This is a genomic window from Bacillus sp. 22-7 (assembly GCF_010628845.1).
Classification (GTDB): Bacteria; Bacillota; Bacilli; order Bacillales; family Cytobacillaceae; genus Cytobacillus; species Cytobacillus firmus_B.
The window spans coordinates 138,853-158,347 of the sequence record NZ_NJQY01000007.1 but is presented as its reverse complement, the minus strand read 5'-3'; the positions used below and the strand labels follow the sequence as shown (position 1 = coordinate 158,347).

The window sequence follows — 19,495 nt, the reverse complement described above, 5'->3', positions numbered from 1 at the left end:
ATGTAATCGCTTTCATTAAAATTAATATCATGAGGAGGAAGAAAGTATGTCATCATTTCAAAAATCGAACTCTCTCACGGATTTTGATGCTGTTGTCGTTGGGGCTGGTTTTTCTGGATTGTATATGATGCATCGTTTGCGGGAGGCAGGTTTTTCCACCCGGGTATTTGAAGCAGGCGATAATGTCGGCGGTACATGGTATTGGAATCGTTATCCCGGCGCAAGATGCGATGTTGAAAGCATCTACTATAATTACACTTTTTCTGAGGAACTACTGAAAGAGTGGAGCTGGTCGGCAAAATACGCCGAACAGCCTGAAATATTAAGCTACATAAACTATGTAGCAGATAAGTTTGATCTGCGGCGTGATGTGCAATTCAATACAAGGGTGCAGTCCGCACAATATGATGAAAAGAAAAATAGGTGGGACGTACAATTAAATAATGGTGAGAAGGTTTCTGCACAGTATTTTATTACAGCTGTAGGTTGCTTGTCAGCGTCCAATGTACCTAAATTTAAAGGGCTGGAAAACTTTAAAGGCGAATGGCATCATACCGGGCACTGGCCGCATGAAGGAGTAGATTTCACAGGGAAGCGAGTTGGCATCATTGGAACAGGGTCCAGCGGTATCCAGGCAATTCCTGTTATTGCAAAAGAAGCCGGGCATTTGACCGTATTCCAGCGGACCCCGCAATACAGCAGCCCGGCCAGGAATACGCCGAATGATCCTGAACATCTGAAAAATATACGGAAAAATTACGGGGATATCAGAGCAAAAATGCGCCATTCCATAACCGGTATACCGGAGGAGCCAAGAAATGTTTCCGTTTTTGACGAAACTCCTGAAGAAAGGCAAAAAGTTTTCGAGGAAGCCTGGAAAGAAGGAGGACTTCTTAAGCTATCTTACGCATATAATGACTTGTCCATCTCATCGGAAGCGAATGAGATTGTGGCTGAATTCATTCGCTCTAAAATCCGCGAAACAGTTAAAAATCCTGAAGTTGCGGAAAAACTCCTTCCGAGGTTCTATTATGGCACTAAACGCACCATCATAGATACAGATTATTTTGAGACCTATAACCGGGATAACGTATCGCTGGTGGATGTAAAAAAGGCACCGATTCAGGAGATTACCGAAACAGGTGTTAAGACTGCAGATAATGAATATGAGTTTGACATGATTGTGTTTGCCACAGGATTTGATGCGATGACGGGACCGCTATTTAAGATGGATATTCGCGGGAAAAACGGCGTCTCCCTGAAAGAAAAATGGGAAGGCGGCTCACAAACCCGAACCTATCTTGGCCTCGGCACAGCAGGTTTCCCGAATATGTTCATGCTGACTGGACCTGAGAGTCCGTCCGTATTAAGCAATATGATGGTTTCAATTGAGCAGCATGTGGAGTGGGTATTTGATTGCATCAGCTATATGCGGGAACAAAATCAGGCTGTCATTGAAGTCAAAGAAGAGTCGGAAAATACATGGAGCAAGCACTGCCGTGAAATCGCCGATCAGACTTTGTTTACCAAAACAGAATCCTGGTACATGGGTGCCAATATCGAAGGAAAAGCCCGCGGCTTTCAAATCTATCTTGGCGGTGTAGGAACCTACCGGAAGATTTGTGATGAAGTCGCCGAAAAAGGCTATGAAGGTTTTATCCTGACAGCACCTGAAAAAAGTACTGTTAAGTAGTGGGTATAGATTGGGCAGGCATACTCCTGCCCTGTCAATAAATATTTTAATAGGGGGAAAATAATTATGGCATTAGATCCGCAGGCAAAATTTTTATTGGAACAGATGGAGGCAGCAGGAGCTCCTCCGATGAGCCAGCTATCACCGGAGGAAGCCCGCCTTACCACAGATTTCAGTGCTCTCGCTGGAGAGCCGGAGGAAGTAGGGAAGATTGAAAATAAGAAAATTGCGGGACCTGGAGGAGAAATCCCTGTCCGAATATATACTCCTAAAGGAGAAGGTCCATTTCCTGCGCTGGTATACTATCATGGCGGCGGCTGGGTAATTGGTGACCTTGAGACAGTTGATGTTCCTTGCCGACTGTTAACGAATTTGGCGAATTGCGTGGTCGTTTCGGTAGATTACAGACTTGCACCAGAGCATAAATTTCCTGCTGCTGCGGATGATTCGTACGCTGCAGCCAAGTGGGCAGCTGAAAATGCGGCATCCATTGGAGTGGATCCAAGCCGCATTGCCGTTGGCGGCGATAGTGCCGGCGGAAACCTTGCAGCCGTTGTGGCTCTTATGGCAAGAGACAAGCGTGAAATCTCAATTGCCTATCAGATGCTGATCTATCCAGTAACTAACCATTCTTATGCAACAGAATCCTATACTGAAAATGCAGACGGCTACCTGTTAACGAAAGACAGCATGGAATGGTTCTGGAATCATTATTTGCGGAATGAAGAGGATGGAAAAAATTCATATGCATCTCCTCTGCAGGCAAAAGACCTAAGCGGACTGCCGCCTGCATTGGTGTTAACTGGAGAATTTGACCCGCTGCGCGATGAAGGTGAAGCCTATGCGGAACGCCTGAAAGAAGCCGGCGTCCCGGTTGAAGCCAAACGATATGACGGCATGATCCATGGATTCTTCTGGATGCCGGGTGTACTGGAGCAGGGAAGAAAGTCAATTGAGCAGGCGGCAGATGCGTTAAACCGTGTGTTCCAGGGCAGTGTCGCTTCAAAATAATAGATATTTAGATTGGACACTTCTGATTTGGGGAGTGTCCTTTTTTGTGTTATTTTGTAAATTAATTAATTGCCAGATTACTTTAAGAGTTCATTGGTGAAAGGAAGTGGTCGCTATGAGCGTTCATGATGACGAAAACGGAAGGGAGGAAAGGAAAAAAGTCGCCATAGAGCGCTCATGACGAAAAAATAACAAGGAAAAGAAAACACTCGTCATAAAGCGCGTGAAATTAAAGTTATCTCCAAACTGGCCACCATTGCCCAATTTGGGGTAATCAATGCCCGGTTCTTCCTTATTTTAATTTTTCTCCCGGTGATCAACATGCATTTCATCCTATTTTTAAGATAAATCCCAGCTGAGAATTTGAAATTTAGTAGTAATGTACCTCTTTTATTACCCCAATTTACTGCTCACATCTTTCCCATTTAAGATAAACATAGTAAGTATTCTTACTTTTCTATCAATTAAACCGCAGGAGGAAAAATATGAAGTCACGCAATAATCTATTAAAAGGGGCTCTTGCTGCAAGTTTATTATTCACTGCTTCCATTCCATTTAATGTGCTTGCTCAGAAGCCGGAGATCTCGGTGGACGAAGCGGAAAAAATTTTAAGCGGCCTCTCTAAAGAACAAAGGGATGCTTTAGAACAGCTAGAGATAGGCCCTGGTTTTGTTATTTCTCCTGAAGTAAATACATCCACTCCCGAGCTGGTCGAAGTCATTGTGGAATTTAACCAGGCTCCTGCAAAGGTGGAGGTAAAGAAAGAAGCTATAAAGGGCAAAAAACTTTCTATACTTTCAGCTAAAGAAAAAGTAGAAAAATCCCACAGTGAATTCAAAGCCCATGTCAGCATGCTGAAGGCTAAGAAAAGCAGTTCATTGTATGACACCTCTAAAATTGAAGTGAAACGCGAATACAAGAATGCATTCAATGGGGTTTCCATGACACTGCCGGGTACAGCGGTGGAAGAACTCCTGCGATCAGGCGCAGTAAAACGGATTTGGAGCAATGCCGATGTCCAGCTGGATCTTCCTTCAGCAAAGGAAACTAAAATGAAGCCGAAGATGGCAGACAGCATTCCGCAAATCGGAGTGGATAAGCTTCACGATGAAGGGGTTACCGGAAAAGGAATCAAGGTTGGAGTATTGGACACAGGAATTGATTATACACACCCAGACTTATCAGATTCTTATAAAGGGTACCGTGCAGAAACCGGACAAGATCCGAAGGCGGTCGATCCTGCCTCTGTGAAAGGCTGGGACTTTATCAATAATGATGCAGACCCAATGGAAGCGACCTATGATGAATGGAAAGCGGCGAATAGGCCTGAGTATCTAAATGGTTCTGCTTATTATACTTCCCATGGTACGCATGTCTCCGGCACAATTGCTGCGCAAAAAGATAATGCAGTTGATTATGCTGTTAAAGGAGTGGCGCCTGATGTAGATTTATTTGCTTACAGAGTTCTCGGTCCGTATGGTTCAGGTACGACAGATGGAGTGCTGGCAGGCATTGATAAAGCTGTTGAGGATGGCATGGACGTAATTAATTTATCCCTTGGTGCTAGTGTAAATGACCCTTTATACCCTACCTCAGTGGCGATTAATAACGCGATGCTTTCAGGTGTTGTTTCCGTTGTGGCAGCCGGAAATGCGGGCCCGAGTGAAAAGACGCTTGGATCTCCAGGTACAAGTGCGTTTGGGATTACAGTAGGTGCGAGTGACGCAGCCATTTCCATTCCGGCTTTTAAAGCCAGTGCAGGTGACAAGGTTTTTGAATCTATGAAATTACTTGCCAAGAATTTTTCTGATGACTTAAAAATTCTGGAAGGCAAATCGTATCCTGTTGTGTTTACTGGATTAGGTAAACCAGGTGATTTTACAGGGAAAGAGTTAGCTGGCAGAATTGCATTAATTGAACGCGGAGAGCTGACATTTGAGGAAAAAGTGAAAAATGCCAAAAATGCAGGCGCAGCAGCTGTCATCATTTTTAATAACACTGAAGGGGAAATCCCTGCCTACATAGGCGAAAATACCAAATATATCCCGACATTCCAGCTTGCGAAAGCAGATGGAGACTATTTAAAAGGGAATCCTGAAGCATCTCTCACATTTGATCAGCTTGCTGAGGTTAAAACAGAAGGAGATTCTCTTGCAGACTTCAGCTCAAGAGGGCCTGTCAACAGCAACTATGATATAAAACCGGATCTTGTGGCACCAGGGGTCTCCATATTCTCCACTTATCCGGAATTCATGAACCACCCGGAAGAGGGACATGATTATAGCTCTGCCTACGCAAGACTGAATGGAACCTCTATGGCGACTCCTCATATCGCAGGTGTGGCGGCACTTATGCTTCAGCAAAATCCAGACATGGACCCTTTTGCTGTTAAAACAGCTCTCATGAACACATCTAATGATTTAAAGAGCGATTACTCAGTATATGAAGTGGGGGCTGGCCGGGTAGATGCCTATCAGGCTGTTCATTCGGACATATCTTTCAAAGTAATGGATCAAACCGATCATATAGAAAACGGAGAATACATCCAAGTAGATGAGATTACAGGTTCCATCAGCTACGGCAGCCATTATCTGGACAATGCGGATATCGAGGACAGCCGAAGCATACAAGTGGCGAATAATAGCAAACAGGATCAATCATTCAGAATAGAAGTGGAATATCATGCAGCCCGGGAAGGCGTACAGGACGGAATTAAAAATGAAATTAAAGTCAATATCCCTGAATCGCTGACAATCGGAGCAGGGAAAACAGAACAAATTAAGGCTGGAATTATCATTCCAAAATCGGCTGAAATCGGCCGTTATGAAGGCTATATTCATGTAGTTAATCAGGCAAATCCAAATGACCGGTATCAAATTCCTTTTGCCATAAGAGTGACAGACAAAGGGATTTCCTATGCTGAGCCGCTCTCACCTTCTGTTACAACAGATACGCCATTCCATCAATACTATGCACCAGGTTCTCACTTTGTCTTTAAGTTTAAAAGTCCAATGGAAACATTTGACCTGATTGTCAAAGAGGCCAAAACAGGCAAGGCTGTAGGGCTCGTAGGAAGCTATGACGGCAGACAGGCAGTCCCTGATAAGGAATACCTGATCTTTTTTGGACACAGGGGACTTGTTTATCCATTCACCGGGAATAAGAAGCAGCCAATAGCTGATTACGTTCAAAAACTGCCAGAGGGCGATTATGTACTAGATCTGATCAGCCGGGATGCCGAAGGGAAAAGTTATCACTACGAGAGTGTCGGTATCGTAGATAATACCCCGCCGGAAGTGGATCTGGATATTGAACCGGGAGTCATCGAAATAAATGATGGGATGCTGACAGATGAAGACGGCCATCACGCACTCTGGGTACATGGAAATGTAACAGATAAAACAGTAGATCTATTGCAATCAAAAGGTAAGAATTTCACCCAAAAAACCAATACTGCTGCATATTATGAAAATGGCAGTCCGTTTATTAGCGGATTTTTAAAGCTGGATGACAATGGCGCAACTAAATTCGGTGTACTTCCGGAAGAATACGAATCAGCTCCGTACCAGTTAAAGCTATTTCCATGGGATATGGCAACAGCCGCAAACATGTTTTCAGGTCCTCAGTATGTATTCATGAAGGAAGGCACCGAACATGCGACCAGCCGATTTGATAAGAACAGTGTAAAACTGAATGATGAGGTTACCATGACACTTGATTTAAATAATGTGAAGAAATTTGTTTCAGGTTCATTTGAGGTGCAGCCTTTCCTCAATTTCTTTGAATTCCAGGAAGTTAAGGTGAATCCAAATCTTCAAAAATTTGCTGATGAAGAAGGGATTTCTATTGAATTGGATGAACCTCTTGTTACCCAATCAGGAGTAAAGGTCGGAGCATCGCTTTCAAAAGCTGATTTCGAGGGCATCAGCGGGGATATGCCATTCCTTGATGTCACCTTTAAGGTCGCAGATGATACAAATTATGCGAGATACTCTTCCATTGGTTTAAAGGAGTTATCTTATAAAAAACAGGGAGAAAGTGGAGAAAAGAAAATTCCGGCATATAGCTTGAACCATTTTGAATTCAATTCCTCACATTCTAGAATAACCGGTAATATAGCACCGGAAGCTTTCTTAACCTCTGGAGGCTGGATTGATAACAAATACGATTTTACTAAGCTTAAGGCAAAGGTCTTCGCCAAAGCTGCAAATGGAAAGATATATGAGGGAACAATTGACAGCAAAGGCCTCTTTGAAGTGATTGTACCAGCAGATAAAAAAGCTTATACCGTCTATGTCGAGGTGCCTGGCCATATGGCTGAATATAAGAATGTAATGGCAAGCATCGAAAAAGAGGGAGAGCAGCAAGGCCTTTATGTGAGAATTAACCCTGAAGATAACCTTGCAGGGGATGTTACCCAGGATCAGATTGTTGATATCCGGGATCTGAAAGAAGCTGTTGATCATTATGGCAAGAAAGCCCGTGAAAACCAGCATATCGATATTAACCAGGATGGGGTGGTCGATGAAACAGATGTCAGGTGGATTGAAAAGAATTTCTTAACGAAAGGCTCATTAGCAGGAAAAGGAAATCAGCCGAAAGAAACAATCGGGAAAAAAGGTCTTGCAGATTTCCTGAAAATGATTGGATTGGAGCCAAAAGAAAAATAAGAATTTCACAGAAGGCGGGAGACACGTTCTCCTGCCTGTTTCTATTAACCTATAGAAAATCACTGGTGATTTCACTATAATAATAGAAACTTGAATACCGAGGTGCAGCATGATCATTGGGAAAATAATTAAGTTTTACAGGGAAAGAGAAGGTCTAACTCAGGGTCAGCTGGGGGAAGGGATTTGTTCTGTAACCCATTTGAGTAAAATTGAACGCGGAATTACCGAATACTCCGGAGAAATAACACAGCTTCTGGCCAGGAGGCTCGGCATTAATCACGAAGAGGAAATTCTTCGATATCATCGGCTTGCAAAGAGGCTGAATGAATGGCATGAGAGCATGATCATGCAGCGAATACAGGAATCTGAAAAGATAAAAGAGGAAGTGCAGGTTGAAAAACTGATTCATATGCCTGACTTTCAAACTCTATATCGCCTGCTGTCAGCCAGATACTATTTATCTGTGAACGATTTGATTTCAGCATCAGAATTAATCTCTGATCTTACCAAAGCTTCCGCTTCCTTTTCACCCCATGATGCTAATCTGCTGAAGCATATCCAGGGCATTTATTACTTTCTTACAGGGCAATACCGTGACTGTATCAGCTGTTTAGCTTCCATTGACAGAGAACAGTATAGCTACGAAGAATACTATTACCATTTAGCGATTGCTTACCACTCAATCCATTCCAATATCACAGCCTATTATTATGGCAAAAAGGCTCTTCAATATTTTCAAAGAACCTTAAACATTCTCCGCATTATTGATACAGAAATGCTGCTTATTGTTCAGTTAAATGCGAAGGAACTTCATGATTTTCATGAAACGAAGGAGAAATATGAACAGCTAATAAAACTTTGTGATGCATGTAATTCAGGTGATCGTAAATCCAAGCTTTATCATAATCTGGCATTTGAATATTTTCGCCGGAAGAAATATCGGGAATCAGCCGGTCTCTATGAAGAAGCACTAAAGCTTACCGCTGAAAACTCCCCTCACTATCTGACTGCTTTAGACGGATATATCCATACCTGTTATAAAGGGAAACTCAAGTCCCGAAATAAGTTAATAAAATTAGCTGAAGAAGGCTTGGAGAGGGCAAAAGCTGCTGATTCATATACCTGGATTTATTTTCAGCTACATCTTCATCTATTGAAAAATGAAGAACAGCATTACTATCAATTTATTGAAGAAACAGCACTGCCATACTTTAAAAATATTGGCTACGGCATTTTAATCGACCACTATGAGAAAAAGCTTTTTCACTTTTACTCAAAAAAAGGCGATGCTCAAAAGGCAATTGAACTCGCCCGTTCGTTTATACATAAACAAAAAAGCTATTATGATCATGATTAAATAACAAAAGGCTTGTTTACCGCAATTCGGTAACAAGCCTTCTGAATATTTTCATCTGATCGCCCCATGCGGCAGTACAGCATGGACTCCCTTTACCCCGTTGACTATCTGGGTAACTCTTAGATTGACTACGGCGCTTGATAAAGCTAATGCTTCCGCTTTTCCTAGTTTATACATCTCCTGGATCCATTCTACTATTCCATTCAAAGCTTCCGCCGCTGCTAAATTTAAATCTTCATTAAAGCCAAATGCAATCCACCCAGCCGGTGTTTTGGCTCTCGGCATGGAAAGCTTTATATCATCTCTAACCGTTAAGGTAATATCAACCAGATCCATAGGGCATTCAATTGCTGTTCCAGATACTTCTCCATCTCCCTGGGCTGCATGGCCGTCACCAATTGAAAAAAGCGCACCTTCCACAGAAATCGGCAAAAACAAAGTGCTTCCTCTGCCAAGTTCCTTGCAATCTATGTTTCCGCCGCAATAACGGGGAGGGGAGGTGGAATGCACACCTGATTCTGCAGGTGCAACTCCCATTAATCCTATGAATGGATTAAGCGCCACATGAAATGGACGCCCTCCAATCTGGCAGGTGCCCGTCATTTTTGCGGGAGACAGTTTCCAATCAAGCTGAATGCGTTCTGTTCCTGTTAATCCCAGCTGATCATTCTGCCAGCTTTTATTGCCTCCTGCCCAGTTTCTGCCATACCAGCCGGGTACAAGATCATTGATTTTTACTTCCAAAACCATCCCTGGCTCTGCTCCATGAATCTTAATGGGGCCCACCATTGGATGACCTGGCTTCTCCTCATTCTCTTTGGAATTAAAAGTGGTTCTTTCATTATCCTTCGAGCTTGAGTACCCCCATTGGATATCAGGTGTTTGCAGGCGAATGGAATCACCGGAATGAATTGTTAGAGCAGGTTTATATTCATTGCTGAAAGAACCATGGAGATTTTCGTCCTTTATTGTAAGTGTATGAATCATAAATTGTTTCTCCTTGCAGGATTAAGAAATTTAAAATCTTATAAATTACTAGGCAGTTTTATTTTTCATGGTTTGTTTATTCATCTTTCTTTGGAACATTTTCGCGTTTGTTCCTATATATACTCCCGTAAGAACAAAGGCTGCGCCTATTCCATGCGCAATGGTGAACGTTTCACCCAAAAATACTGTAGCCATTATAACAGCAGACACAGGCATCACATTTATAAAAATGGAAGCCTTGGCCGCTCCGACCTCTTTAATTCCGTTATAATACATGACAAACGAAACCACCGTAACAAAGATACTCATATGAGCGATAGCAGCCCAAGTCGTAAAGCTGGCTTGCTGAAGATCCATCCAAGTTGTTTCTGCAGATGCAAAGGGCAAAAGAAATAAGGTCCCATAGGCAACTGCATATGTGGTCGATTCCACTGAGCTGAATTTTTTCAATACCACTTTTCCTACGACACTATAAATAGCCCAGCTTACGACAGCGCCAAGCAATACAAAATCAATTGGTTCAAAGCCATATTGGAAAAGAGTGAGCAAATGGCCGTCTGTAATAATAAACACTACACCTGTCAAAGCAACGGCCATTCCAATGATGTGATTTTTGGTAATTTTTTCTTTAAGAAATAGTCCAGATAAAAGGACGATAAGAACCGGGTTTGATGCAATGAATAATGAGCTTTTAATCACAGGTGCGTGTTTTGTGGCCAGAAAGAAACAAATATTATACAGCGCAATTCCTGTCAGGCCCAAGATAGCAAACAGTCCATGATCTTTTAAATTTGGTCGTTTCCGGTCTTTCTCCATAATCCACATGAGCGGAAAAAGCAGGATGGCAGCTCCCAAAAAACGCAAAAATGCAACGGTTGCAGGTTCAAAGCTTTGAACAGCAAACTTGCCGGCAATAAATGCGCTGCCCCATGTTGCAGTAGCCAAAGTCAGCATTCCATAAATAAGCCATAATCTCTTTTTCAAACGAACTCGCCTTCATTTCTGTAAAATTTTATAAATAGTATTATAACACCTTTTTCGAAAGTCGAAATAGTTATTTTTTTATTAGATGAACTTCAAATCCAATTATAGGAAAAAGGGATGGGTGGAATATGTTGTTTTTTATCTCACTTTATCGATTTAAAGAATAAAACAGTTCTTTTTTCTCAATCACTCTGCTAAACATTGAAAAACTGTATTTAAAATTGATGGAAAATTCATTCTTTTTTCTCTATCCAATGACAAGCCCATCCCTTATTCTTTCTTTAGAGTCCCGAAGAAAGGGGCGAAGAAGGGGTGAATACATATGAAAAAAGGAGCAGGGAGAATAGGCTTGCTGACAGCATTTTTTATTTTGCTGTTTTCATCGCTTTCCTTTGCGGCAACAGTACCAGGAGGGCCATCAACTAATGGAAACACGAACATCAACAGCATGCTTTCCTATGAAGATGTGGTGAAAGAGCTTAACAGTATTGAACAGACAAGCAAAGGGAAGGTTGATGTCTTTACACTTGATCGCTTTGGAAAATCGGAGCAGGGCAGAAGCATTTATGCTGCCAAGGTTGGAACAGGAGAAAAGAAAATCTGGATTCAGGCTCAAATCCATGGAAATGAAAAACTTGTTACAGAGGCAGCGCTTCAGCTGTTAAAAAATTATTCGAGCAACAATTCCAAAGAAGTACAGACCGTTCTGGAAGAGTCCACACTATACTTCATTCCGATGTACAATCCTGATGGCGCAGAGATGAATACCCGTGGCACAAAGATTATGGAAACAGGCCAGTCTCTGGACCTAAATCGCGATTGGGTAGAGGGAGGCTTTAAAGCCAAGGAATCAAAAGTTGTCTATTCTTATTGGGCAGAATTGAAGCCGGATTTTGCGATTGATTTGCATCATCAAGGTTTAAAGAAAATATATGGAACAAATGAAGCGACATCATTCTCCTTAGGAATATCCTTAGCACCAGACGGGCCAACATTGCCAAATGAAACAAAGTACAATGATATTACTAAACAGATGATGGCATATGTGTATGATGAAATGAAAGGATACGGCTACACGCATATTGACCGTTACCAAATTGTTGATAGTGGGAAACAGGTTGGCTATGACATCGACATTAAGGGCGGAGTTGTATCGGCCATGATGATGGGATTGAACTATAACGACTTGAATCCTGACAATCACAGCCATCCGGCCATATTTTTTGAAACAAAAGGCAATTCAAGCGATGGCAGCCTAGGGCAGAAATCAAACGGATATCTAACAAAACAAAACTATTTAGCTTTAAAATCCTTAGTTTATGGCTATGTCACAGGAGAGGTAAATAAAGTGGATCCTGCGAAATGGAATGAGATCCCAGCTTATCCTTTAGCAGGCTATTGGACAGATTATAATGGGATAGTACCTGTGGAATCTTCAGGGTTTTAACAAAATGGAGAAGCTGGTCATGGTGCCAGCTTCTTTTATCGTTTATACCTTCTGCTATTGCTCTCACCAACCATCCCCCTTACATCTTCAGCCATTTTGTCAAAAACTTGATTAACCCGATGTATCATTATATCCTGGGAAGAACCATTTTGATTATCAATTCCTTCATTAATTTTATCCTTTTTCATTTTAATCTCACCTCCATAAAAAGTATGTTTTGTTTAGGTATCTAAAATATTCTTCAAACGGATTTATAAAGGTGCTGAACTTCAGCTTGGGCTTCGGTTATGATTAAAAATAGATATAAAAAAAGTCCGAGGATATGTGACCGAAAGTCAGGGTATTACATAATATACCGGCTAAAAAATTTACAACTGCTTCTGTCATTATATAAACTAAGAACGATTGTCATTTTAGTTTTTATTTAATGCTGATTCGGAATATATAACCTTTTACCGGGAAAGGGGGGACCAAAATGTGGCCTTTTTCATCCAGCAAATCGAAGAAAAATGTCATCAATGCAGCAAGTTACATTTCCATCAAAGAAACAACGGAAGAAGCGGAAATTGAAAAGATGGTATCGAAGCTGAAACAGATCTTTTACAGCACATCCAGGGAAATTGTTATATTGTGCATCGGGTCGGACCGGTCAACAGGAGACTCTCTTGGACCCTTGACAGGTAAGCTCCTTATAGAAAAGAACATTCCGTATCCGGTATATGGGACTCTAAAGGATCCTGTTCACGCATTAAATATCAAAACGGTTCTTAAAGAAATCAAGGAAACGCATCATGAACCGTTTATATTTGGCATAGACGCCTGCCTCGGGGACGAACGGCAAATCGGCTATATTTTAATAAGAGAAGGGTCGTTTATTCCGGGGAATGCAGTAAATCGGGTTCTGCCGAGTGTGGGTGACTATCATCTGAAGGCCATTGTAAATACTCTGGATCCATTAACACCTGTACACTCCTTAAATAGTACGAGATTATATATGGTTTTAAAACTGGCTGAGATCATTGCGGAAATTATTTCACGGGTAGCGGCTAATGATCGGACTTCCAGAGGGGAGATAGAACAAATAAATGTGCCGTAAACATTGTATAAGAACTCCTGGTAAATCAGCCAAAAAATTGCTGTTACCCTGACAGGTAAGTTATAATGGGCAGTAAGGTTACTAAAGGGAGAAAGAGGGAAAGGGATGGTTAACAATTGGACAGAAGATAATCTGATCTCAATACGTGAGAGGGTTTATCTGCATATTAAGGATCTTATTTTAGACGGGGAATTCAAAGCGGGAGACCGGCTTGTGGAACGGGAACTTGCTGAACGGTTAAATATCAGCAGGACGCCAATTCGCGAAGCGCTGTTCCGCCTGGAATCACAAGGGTTTGTAAAGACAGTTCCAAGAAAAGGCGTAATCGTTGCCGATATTTCTGAAAAGGAAATTATTGAAGTGTTTACCATTTTATCATCCCTTGAAGTATTGGCTGCAAAATTGGCCGTCCAAAAGCTGGATGATGAAATGAAAAACAAGTTCACAGGCAGCATAAAGAAGGTACAGGAGTTTCTGAACAATCCTGAAGAGGATGCTGCTGAATTACATAGGGAGCTCAATCATCTCCTATATAGCTCCGCCAAAAATGTGAAGCTTTATGAGATGCTGAGCGGATTGTCCGATTACATTCGAGCATTTGCCAAAATCGGGCATAAAAATCCCGGCAGGGCAAAGCAGTCCATGGAGGAGCATTTAAAAATCATGGAAGCCATCGTTAATAAAGAGATGGAAATGGCTGAGTATCTGACCAAAATACATATTGAGAATTCAAAAAAAGCATATATTGAAGCGGTTCAGCAGAATGAAGACAAAAATTAAGAAAGAGCCTCAGCTCTTTCTTAATTTTTATTAAATGCCAATCACGAATGGCGAAGTTAAATTATTTAAAACCTTAGCCACACTCATGGCGACAATTGGACTGGATTTTGGATTTTCCTCATAAGGAACATTCGAAACGGATATCTCTACTTCGCCAAAATAACCCTTAGCCTTGATGGTATGTGTGTTTGATTGGATAGTCGGATCGGCATACACCTTCACCTTTGTATTTTCAAAGCCAATCCCTGCAAGGCTAAGGGCTGCTGAAACATTCACGCTCTGCGGAAACAGCCTGGATGACTCCCGTGCATTCCCTTCATAAATACAAAATGGCTCAGTCAGCATATTCAGATCCACTTTTTCTTCCGCAAACGTGCCTTTCCAGCTGCGCGGATGCTTTCTTGTAATTAAGGTAATATCTTCAATCTCACCCAATGCTCCCGCTGCAATCCGGTCCAGGCCGGCTATTGCTGCAGAGGGAACAAAGATCTGCCGGTCATGCTGCTTGGCCGCAGCCTGCAGTTTTTCATAAAAACCGGTGTCTCCTAATGCTCCAACAGAAAGCACCACAAGATGGCTTCCATTTGCCAGCACTTTCTCCCCGAACATATGCAATGCCTGATGACCTGCTGATTCTATGATAATATCTAAATCTCCATTAAAAAATTCGTCTTCATCTGATGTAAGGGTAAATGCTTGTTTATCAGCATGCTCTGAACTTTTAGTGCTTCTAACAAGCACAGACTTTAACTCCACGTTGCCGGCATGGCCGGCTTCTATTAATTCCGCTATGGTTTTCCCCAGCGTTCCATAGCCGATAATTCCAGCTTTAAACATATTTATCACTCCTTCTCGGGATCACCCTTAAAAAACCGCATAAATTTGGTATACGATATACTTTGTGCAATTTTATTCTAGATTTTAACTTAAAAACATTAATAGAGCAATAGATTTTATAGAAAATATTAAAACATCTAAATTTTCAAAATTATTTGCACAATAGCTATTTTTAGTGTTATTATAGTATACAAGTTTAAAATAGTGTAAAGAGGAGGTGGTGGTGGTCTCAAGTTCTTGACGATGTTTGCACATCTAAAGAGCATAAGAGATTGGTATAGCATGAAGAGAGCGGTGCACCAGCAGATAACCAAGTCATCCATGAAAAGCGCTTTTTTGTTTTTTGATGAATTTGGTATACAATCCACCAAATGCTGTATTCTTTTTGGTAAAAGTTACAAGTCCTTCTAGTGAAGCAAAATGCCGGGGTATTACATAGTCAGCCATAGAAAAACAGAAAACCTTGCAATCTGTCTTTTGCAATATTTTATAGGGGTTATTATTTATAACGAAAAACGGAGGGGAATATATGGAGTTAACATTTGCTCATTGGGTCTATGCAATTGTTACTGTGTCTGTCATCGCCACGATGCTTTTTAGAAGAGGCGTTGTCTTGCCGGTTATCATCGGAACTTTCTTTGTGGCAGTCATTTATAAAGGCAGCCTGATCGCTGGCTTTCAGGCTGTGTTTAACGCTAATCTCCTCGCAGCAAAAGAGTTATTCAGTATATTCTTAATCATTTCTCTCATGATCGCGCTACTCAATTCACTGAAGGATTTGGGAGCTGACAAAAGGCTTATTGGTCCGATTGAGAAGGTTATGGTGAATGGGCATATTTCTTATTTAGTCTTAATGGTAACAACGTATGTGATTTCTCTCTTTTTCTGGCCAACACCTGCTGTCCCGCTTATCTGTGCCCTGCTTGTACCCGCAGCAGTCAGAGCCGGGCTGCCTGTAATGACGGCAGCCATGGTTATTGTCATTGCCGGTCAGGGTATGGCGCTTTCCTCTGACTATATCATGCAGGTAGCACCGATGCTCAGTGCCAAAGCAGCTGGAATTGATAAGGCCATGGTTGCGGATAAGACACTGGTTCTTTCCGTCATTACAGGTGTACTTGCACTGACCTATGTTTATGTGGCGCATAGAAAATCAATCGTGAAAAATGGGAACCATGACTCCACTTTAAACCCTGAAGACGCTGCTTTTTTTGGTGTAGCGAATGAGCTTGCTGCTACGGCTGAAGAAAGTGCTGAAATTATTCAGAGAAAAAATACATGGGGCAAGGTTTTTGCTGTATTAGTGCCTTTATCGATGCTGGGTGTTATGATTTATATGTTCTCAACCAAATTAACAGGCGGGTCAGGCTTTGAAGGAACAGATGGAGCTGCTTTTATTGGCGGTGTTGCGACTCTTTTATTGGTGCTTGCCACAGTGGCATTTAATCGCATCCATGCTTTAGATAAGATAAGCGAGCATTTAACGGAAGGCTTCGTGTTTGCCTTCAGGGCGATGGCTCCGGTTATTCCAATAGCAGGATTCTTCTTTATGGGAAGCTCAGACTTTACCGGCACCATTTTATCATTAGATGAAAGCGCTGCCAAACCTGCTTTTTTATTTGATATGATACAGGCAGGCCAGGCTTATATTCCTGAAAATGCGTTTATTGCTGGATTTGGCCTCTTAATTGTCGGTCTGATCACCGGCTTAGATGGCTCCGGTTTTTCCGGGCTGCCGTTAACAGGTGCCTTATCAGGTGCATTAGCAAGTGGAAGCCATATTGACCCTTCCACATTAGCAGCCATCGGACAAATGGGTGCCATCTGGGGTGGAGGAACGATTGTTGCCTGGTCTTCGCTTGTTGCAGTAGCAGGATTCCTGCAGATTTCACCGCTGGAGCTGGCCAGGAAAAATTTTATTCCAGTCGTCTCCAGTTTATTTATCGCAACCTTAATTGCCATATTAATCTGGTAAAACAGTAAGCTTGAAATAAAGAAGGCTATCCTGCAAAGTTAGTATAAACTAACTTAGGGGGTAGTCTTTTTTATAAGAGAGGAGTGAGGATTTGAAAATTGGATTAGCAGGTATAGGGAAATTAGGTTCAGCGATGATGACTCACTGGAATAAATCAAATCTTCCAATAGGTATTTTTCATCCTGTCAGGTCAAAGGCAGAACAATTTGCTGAAAGGTATCCTAACGCACATTCTTTAACTGATAACGAAATGAGACATATGGATATGATCCTGCTCGCATTGCCGGCTGGAAAAGTGATTTCTTTTATGGATAGCATTATTCCAGAGAATTCTTCGATTGTTTTCATTAATATGGCGACCGCTCTTCCAACGAAAAAGATTAAAGAAAGGTTCCCTTCCTGTAAGGTGTTTGGGTTGAAATACATGGGGCATTCAAGAGACTTAATGGAGAATGGAAAGGGATTATTTATTACTGAGGACCAACTCCCTGCTCCCATACAGGACCTGTTTAGACCAGTGGGGGAAATCATAATAGACAGCGAAGAGAGAGTAGCAGAAATAAATAAACTGGCAACCTATTATGCTGTGAAAACGGCTGTTGAAATTGAGAATGAATTGACAGGCAAAGGGTACGACCCAGCTTATATTAAAAGAGGTCTTACTTCCCTTGCACCGGAAGTCATACGCTCTTACAGCGAAGGCACTTTGGGGCATTTTGCAAAAGAAATTGTGATGGAAATACAGGAATCTAATAAAAAAGCTGCTGATTAGTTTTCAGCAGCTTTTACTATTAGAGCAATCTTTCCAGCATAAACAAATAGAACATTACGCAGGCAACATAAACTGCCGCAAAAGGAAGGTTCCAGCTCGAAACTTTATAGGAATCAACTTTGATAATGTTAGACATGAGACCAAGAGTGGCATTATATGGGCCTACTAAGAAGGCGGAAACCGCGCCGGACAGCATTGCGACTGTCAGGATATGAGGAGAAATACCGATGGCTTCCGGGTTTACTCCTTCAATCATCAAAGCCAGGGAAACGGCTGGATGGAGGCCCAGAAAGGCCAGCCCTAAAGGAATCAAAGGCAGTATGATCAGGAAAATCTCGACTCCTGCCATACTTATAAAAGCTGCAATCCAGTCAAAAAGGATTTCATTTGCCTTCGAAATATTAATCGCTGAGATAAAAAATCCTGTTGATAAAAAGATAAAAAATTGATCCTTCATGCTCATCGCGAAGGAATTGAAATGGTCGGACAGCTGATGGCCAAATTCTTTTCCATTACGTAATAAAAGGGACCAGCTGAAAGAAAATGGAATGACGATCAGCGATACAAGAATTAAGAATGGCAACGAAACTTGTGTCTCTGCAAAGGATACGAGGACATTAAATATTGCGATTGCCACCAGGATCTGAAAAACTCTGCCCGGACGACTGTCATTGGTCACTTCCAGGGCTGAAGCTGTTTCATGCACAGATTCATCTGCAGAGTGCGGGAGTTTCATTGGCTGGGACTGTCGGGAGCCAATAAACCAATCCATTGCTAATCCTAATATGCTCAGCGGAATGACATAAGGGAGGATGGATCCCCAGCTGACCCCCGTCATCGTTATCACAATCCCCACAATAGGCGTTACAGGCGCCCAAATTAAAGGCATTGCAAACCCTCTGGAAATAGCCCTGCTCATAAACCGCTCTTTATTCCTTACCGGAAAGCTCCCCAGTGCCGGCCTGATAGAATAATAAGTCATGGGCAGGGTGGCAAGATTCATGAAAATGCTGAAGAAGTAAGAGATTCCAGAAGTCATCATATACAAATGACCAGATGTTTTTACACGTTTTTGAATGATGGCCTGTATGCCTTCCCCGTATCGTCCCAGTTTAACAGGAATCCCCAAAATGGGTATTAAAGTAAACATGGTAAGCAAATCAAGCATTGGTCCAAAAGCAAAAATATACTGCTGCCACTCTGAGCTGCTTGTCCAGAGCAGGACTGCACCAAAAGTCAGGAAAACACCCCCGAGAATCTGTACAAATTTCTTCGTAAGCCGGAATGTCAAAACGACGATGAAAAAACACAAGATAGAAAGGAGGGAATCAATATTCCACTGCGGAAGCAAGGTGGACAGCAAATATAAAGCAATCACTGTCAAAAATAAAACTCTTAGCATATCAGCCACCCTCATTTAATTGAATTTCAACATAAATTGTATACCAAAATTTCATTTCTTATATAATTGTTCAAAAATCAGTCACAAATACTCTTTTGTTTTGGTATTTGGTATACAATTGTATTGTAAATCTAAAAAATTCATCATATAATAATGATAACAGGTAAGAGAAAAAAAGGAGGCTGCCCGGATGTTCCATTTTCTTTTTGGATCCAAATATGCAATAGAGAAAACTGAAAGAAAATTAGCCCGTTTAAGAAGAACATTAAAATTCTAATTATGCCGCCATGCTTTGGCGGTTTTTTCTTTTATAAAAATTATTATTTGTGAACAGCAAACCCGGAAGAAGAGCGGCTTCTCCCGGGTTTTAAGAAGTTTTTATCGCAGTCTAACGGGCAGTTTACCCCCACATCAATACTCAGATGAATTAAGGGAGGATAAGTGGGGGTCAAATGCCCGTAATGGCCCGAAAAGAAGAACAAAG

The 19,495-nt window shown here is 41.7% G+C and carries 14 protein-coding genes; 9 read left to right on the top strand and 5 right to left on the bottom strand.

What is annotated here, in order from left to right; genetic code table 11:
* Nucleotides 1–46 precede the first annotated feature (46 nt).
* The 4 genes from CE058_RS06745 (at nt 47) to CE058_RS06730 (ending at nt 8,731) form a co-directional block, all read left to right on the top strand.
* Nucleotides 47–1,693 carry a flavin-containing monooxygenase gene (locus CE058_RS06745; protein WP_163141454.1) on the top strand — a complete coding sequence of 549 codons (1,647 nt, stop codon included), beginning with the start codon at nt 47–49 and terminating at the stop codon, nt 1,691–1,693.
* Between the two features lie 66 nt (nt 1,694–1,759).
* The gene (locus CE058_RS06740) at nt 1,760–2,704 is read left to right on the top strand and encodes an alpha/beta hydrolase (RefSeq protein WP_204260521.1); all 945 of its coding nucleotides are present in this window, start codon (nt 1,760–1,762) and stop codon (nt 2,702–2,704) included.
* 485 nt (nt 2,705–3,189) lie between these two features.
* Nucleotides 3,190–7,374, top strand: a complete 4,185-nt coding sequence (locus CE058_RS06735; protein WP_163141451.1) for a S8 family serine peptidase — start codon at nt 3,190–3,192, stop codon at nt 7,372–7,374.
* Nucleotides 7,375–7,483: 109 nt separating this feature from the next.
* Entirely contained in the window at nt 7,484–8,731 is a 1,248-nt protein-coding gene (locus tag CE058_RS06730; RefSeq protein WP_163141448.1) for a helix-turn-helix domain-containing protein, read from the top strand.
* Between the two features lie 51 nt (nt 8,732–8,782).
* On the opposite strand, the gene CE058_RS06725 is transcribed toward CE058_RS06730, so the two are convergent.
* Both CE058_RS06725 and CE058_RS06720 read right to left on the bottom strand, forming a co-directional pair.
* Nucleotides 8,783–9,718: an acetamidase/formamidase family protein gene (locus CE058_RS06725; protein WP_163141445.1), complete on the bottom strand. Its 936-nt coding sequence runs from the start codon at nt 9,716–9,718 to the stop codon at nt 8,783–8,785.
* A 48-nt stretch (nt 9,719–9,766) separates the two neighbouring features.
* The gene (locus CE058_RS06720; RefSeq protein ID WP_163141665.1) at nt 9,767–10,672 is read right to left on the bottom strand and encodes a DMT family transporter; all 906 of its coding nucleotides are present in this window, start codon (nt 10,670–10,672) and stop codon (nt 9,767–9,769) included.
* A 352-nt stretch (nt 10,673–11,024) separates the two neighbouring features.
* Here CE058_RS06720 and CE058_RS06715 point away from each other — a divergent pair, with 352 nt between their 5' ends.
* The gene (locus tag CE058_RS06715) at nt 11,025–12,149 is read left to right on the top strand and encodes a M14 family zinc carboxypeptidase (RefSeq protein WP_163141443.1); all 1,125 of its coding nucleotides are present in this window, start codon (nt 11,025–11,027) and stop codon (nt 12,147–12,149) included.
* Nucleotides 12,150–12,184: 35 nt separating this feature from the next.
* Here CE058_RS06715 and CE058_RS06710 read toward each other — a convergent pair whose 3' ends face one another.
* The gene (locus tag CE058_RS06710; protein WP_163141440.1) at nt 12,185–12,337 is read right to left on the bottom strand and encodes a hypothetical protein; all 153 of its coding nucleotides are present in this window, start codon (nt 12,335–12,337) and stop codon (nt 12,185–12,187) included.
* 287 nt (nt 12,338–12,624) lie between these two features.
* Here CE058_RS06710 and yyaC point away from each other — a divergent pair, with 287 nt between their 5' ends.
* Together yyaC and CE058_RS06700 are read left to right on the top strand one after the other, a co-directional pair.
* Complete coding sequence (yyaC, locus tag CE058_RS06705) at nt 12,625–13,245, top strand: spore protease YyaC (RefSeq protein ID WP_163141437.1); 621 nt, start codon at nt 12,625–12,627, stop codon at nt 13,243–13,245.
* A 105-nt stretch (nt 13,246–13,350) separates the two neighbouring features.
* The gene (locus tag CE058_RS06700; protein WP_163141433.1) at nt 13,351–14,025 is read left to right on the top strand and encodes a GntR family transcriptional regulator; all 675 of its coding nucleotides are present in this window, start codon (nt 13,351–13,353) and stop codon (nt 14,023–14,025) included.
* 30 nt (nt 14,026–14,055) lie between these two features.
* Here CE058_RS06700 and nadX read toward each other — a convergent pair whose 3' ends face one another.
* Nucleotides 14,056–14,862: an aspartate dehydrogenase gene (gene nadX, locus CE058_RS06695; RefSeq protein ID WP_163141430.1), complete on the bottom strand. Its 807-nt coding sequence runs from the start codon at nt 14,860–14,862 to the stop codon at nt 14,056–14,058.
* A gap of 529 nt (nt 14,863–15,391) precedes the next feature.
* On the opposite strand from nadX, the gene CE058_RS06690 reads away from it, so the two are divergent.
* Both CE058_RS06690 and CE058_RS06685 read left to right on the top strand, forming a co-directional pair.
* Nucleotides 15,392–16,837 carry a hypothetical protein gene (locus CE058_RS06690; RefSeq protein WP_048008853.1) on the top strand — a complete coding sequence of 482 codons (1,446 nt, stop codon included), beginning with the start codon at nt 15,392–15,394 and terminating at the stop codon, nt 16,835–16,837.
* A gap of 91 nt (nt 16,838–16,928) precedes the next feature.
* Nucleotides 16,929–17,609, top strand: a complete 681-nt coding sequence (locus CE058_RS06685; RefSeq protein WP_163141427.1) for an NAD(P)-binding domain-containing protein — start codon at nt 16,929–16,931, stop codon at nt 17,607–17,609.
* Between the two features lie 19 nt (nt 17,610–17,628).
* Here CE058_RS06685 and CE058_RS06680 read toward each other — a convergent pair whose 3' ends face one another.
* Entirely contained in the window at nt 17,629–19,011 is a 1,383-nt protein-coding gene (locus CE058_RS06680; RefSeq protein WP_163141423.1) for a hypothetical protein, read from the bottom strand.
* Between the last annotated feature and the right edge of the window lie 484 nt (nt 19,012–19,495).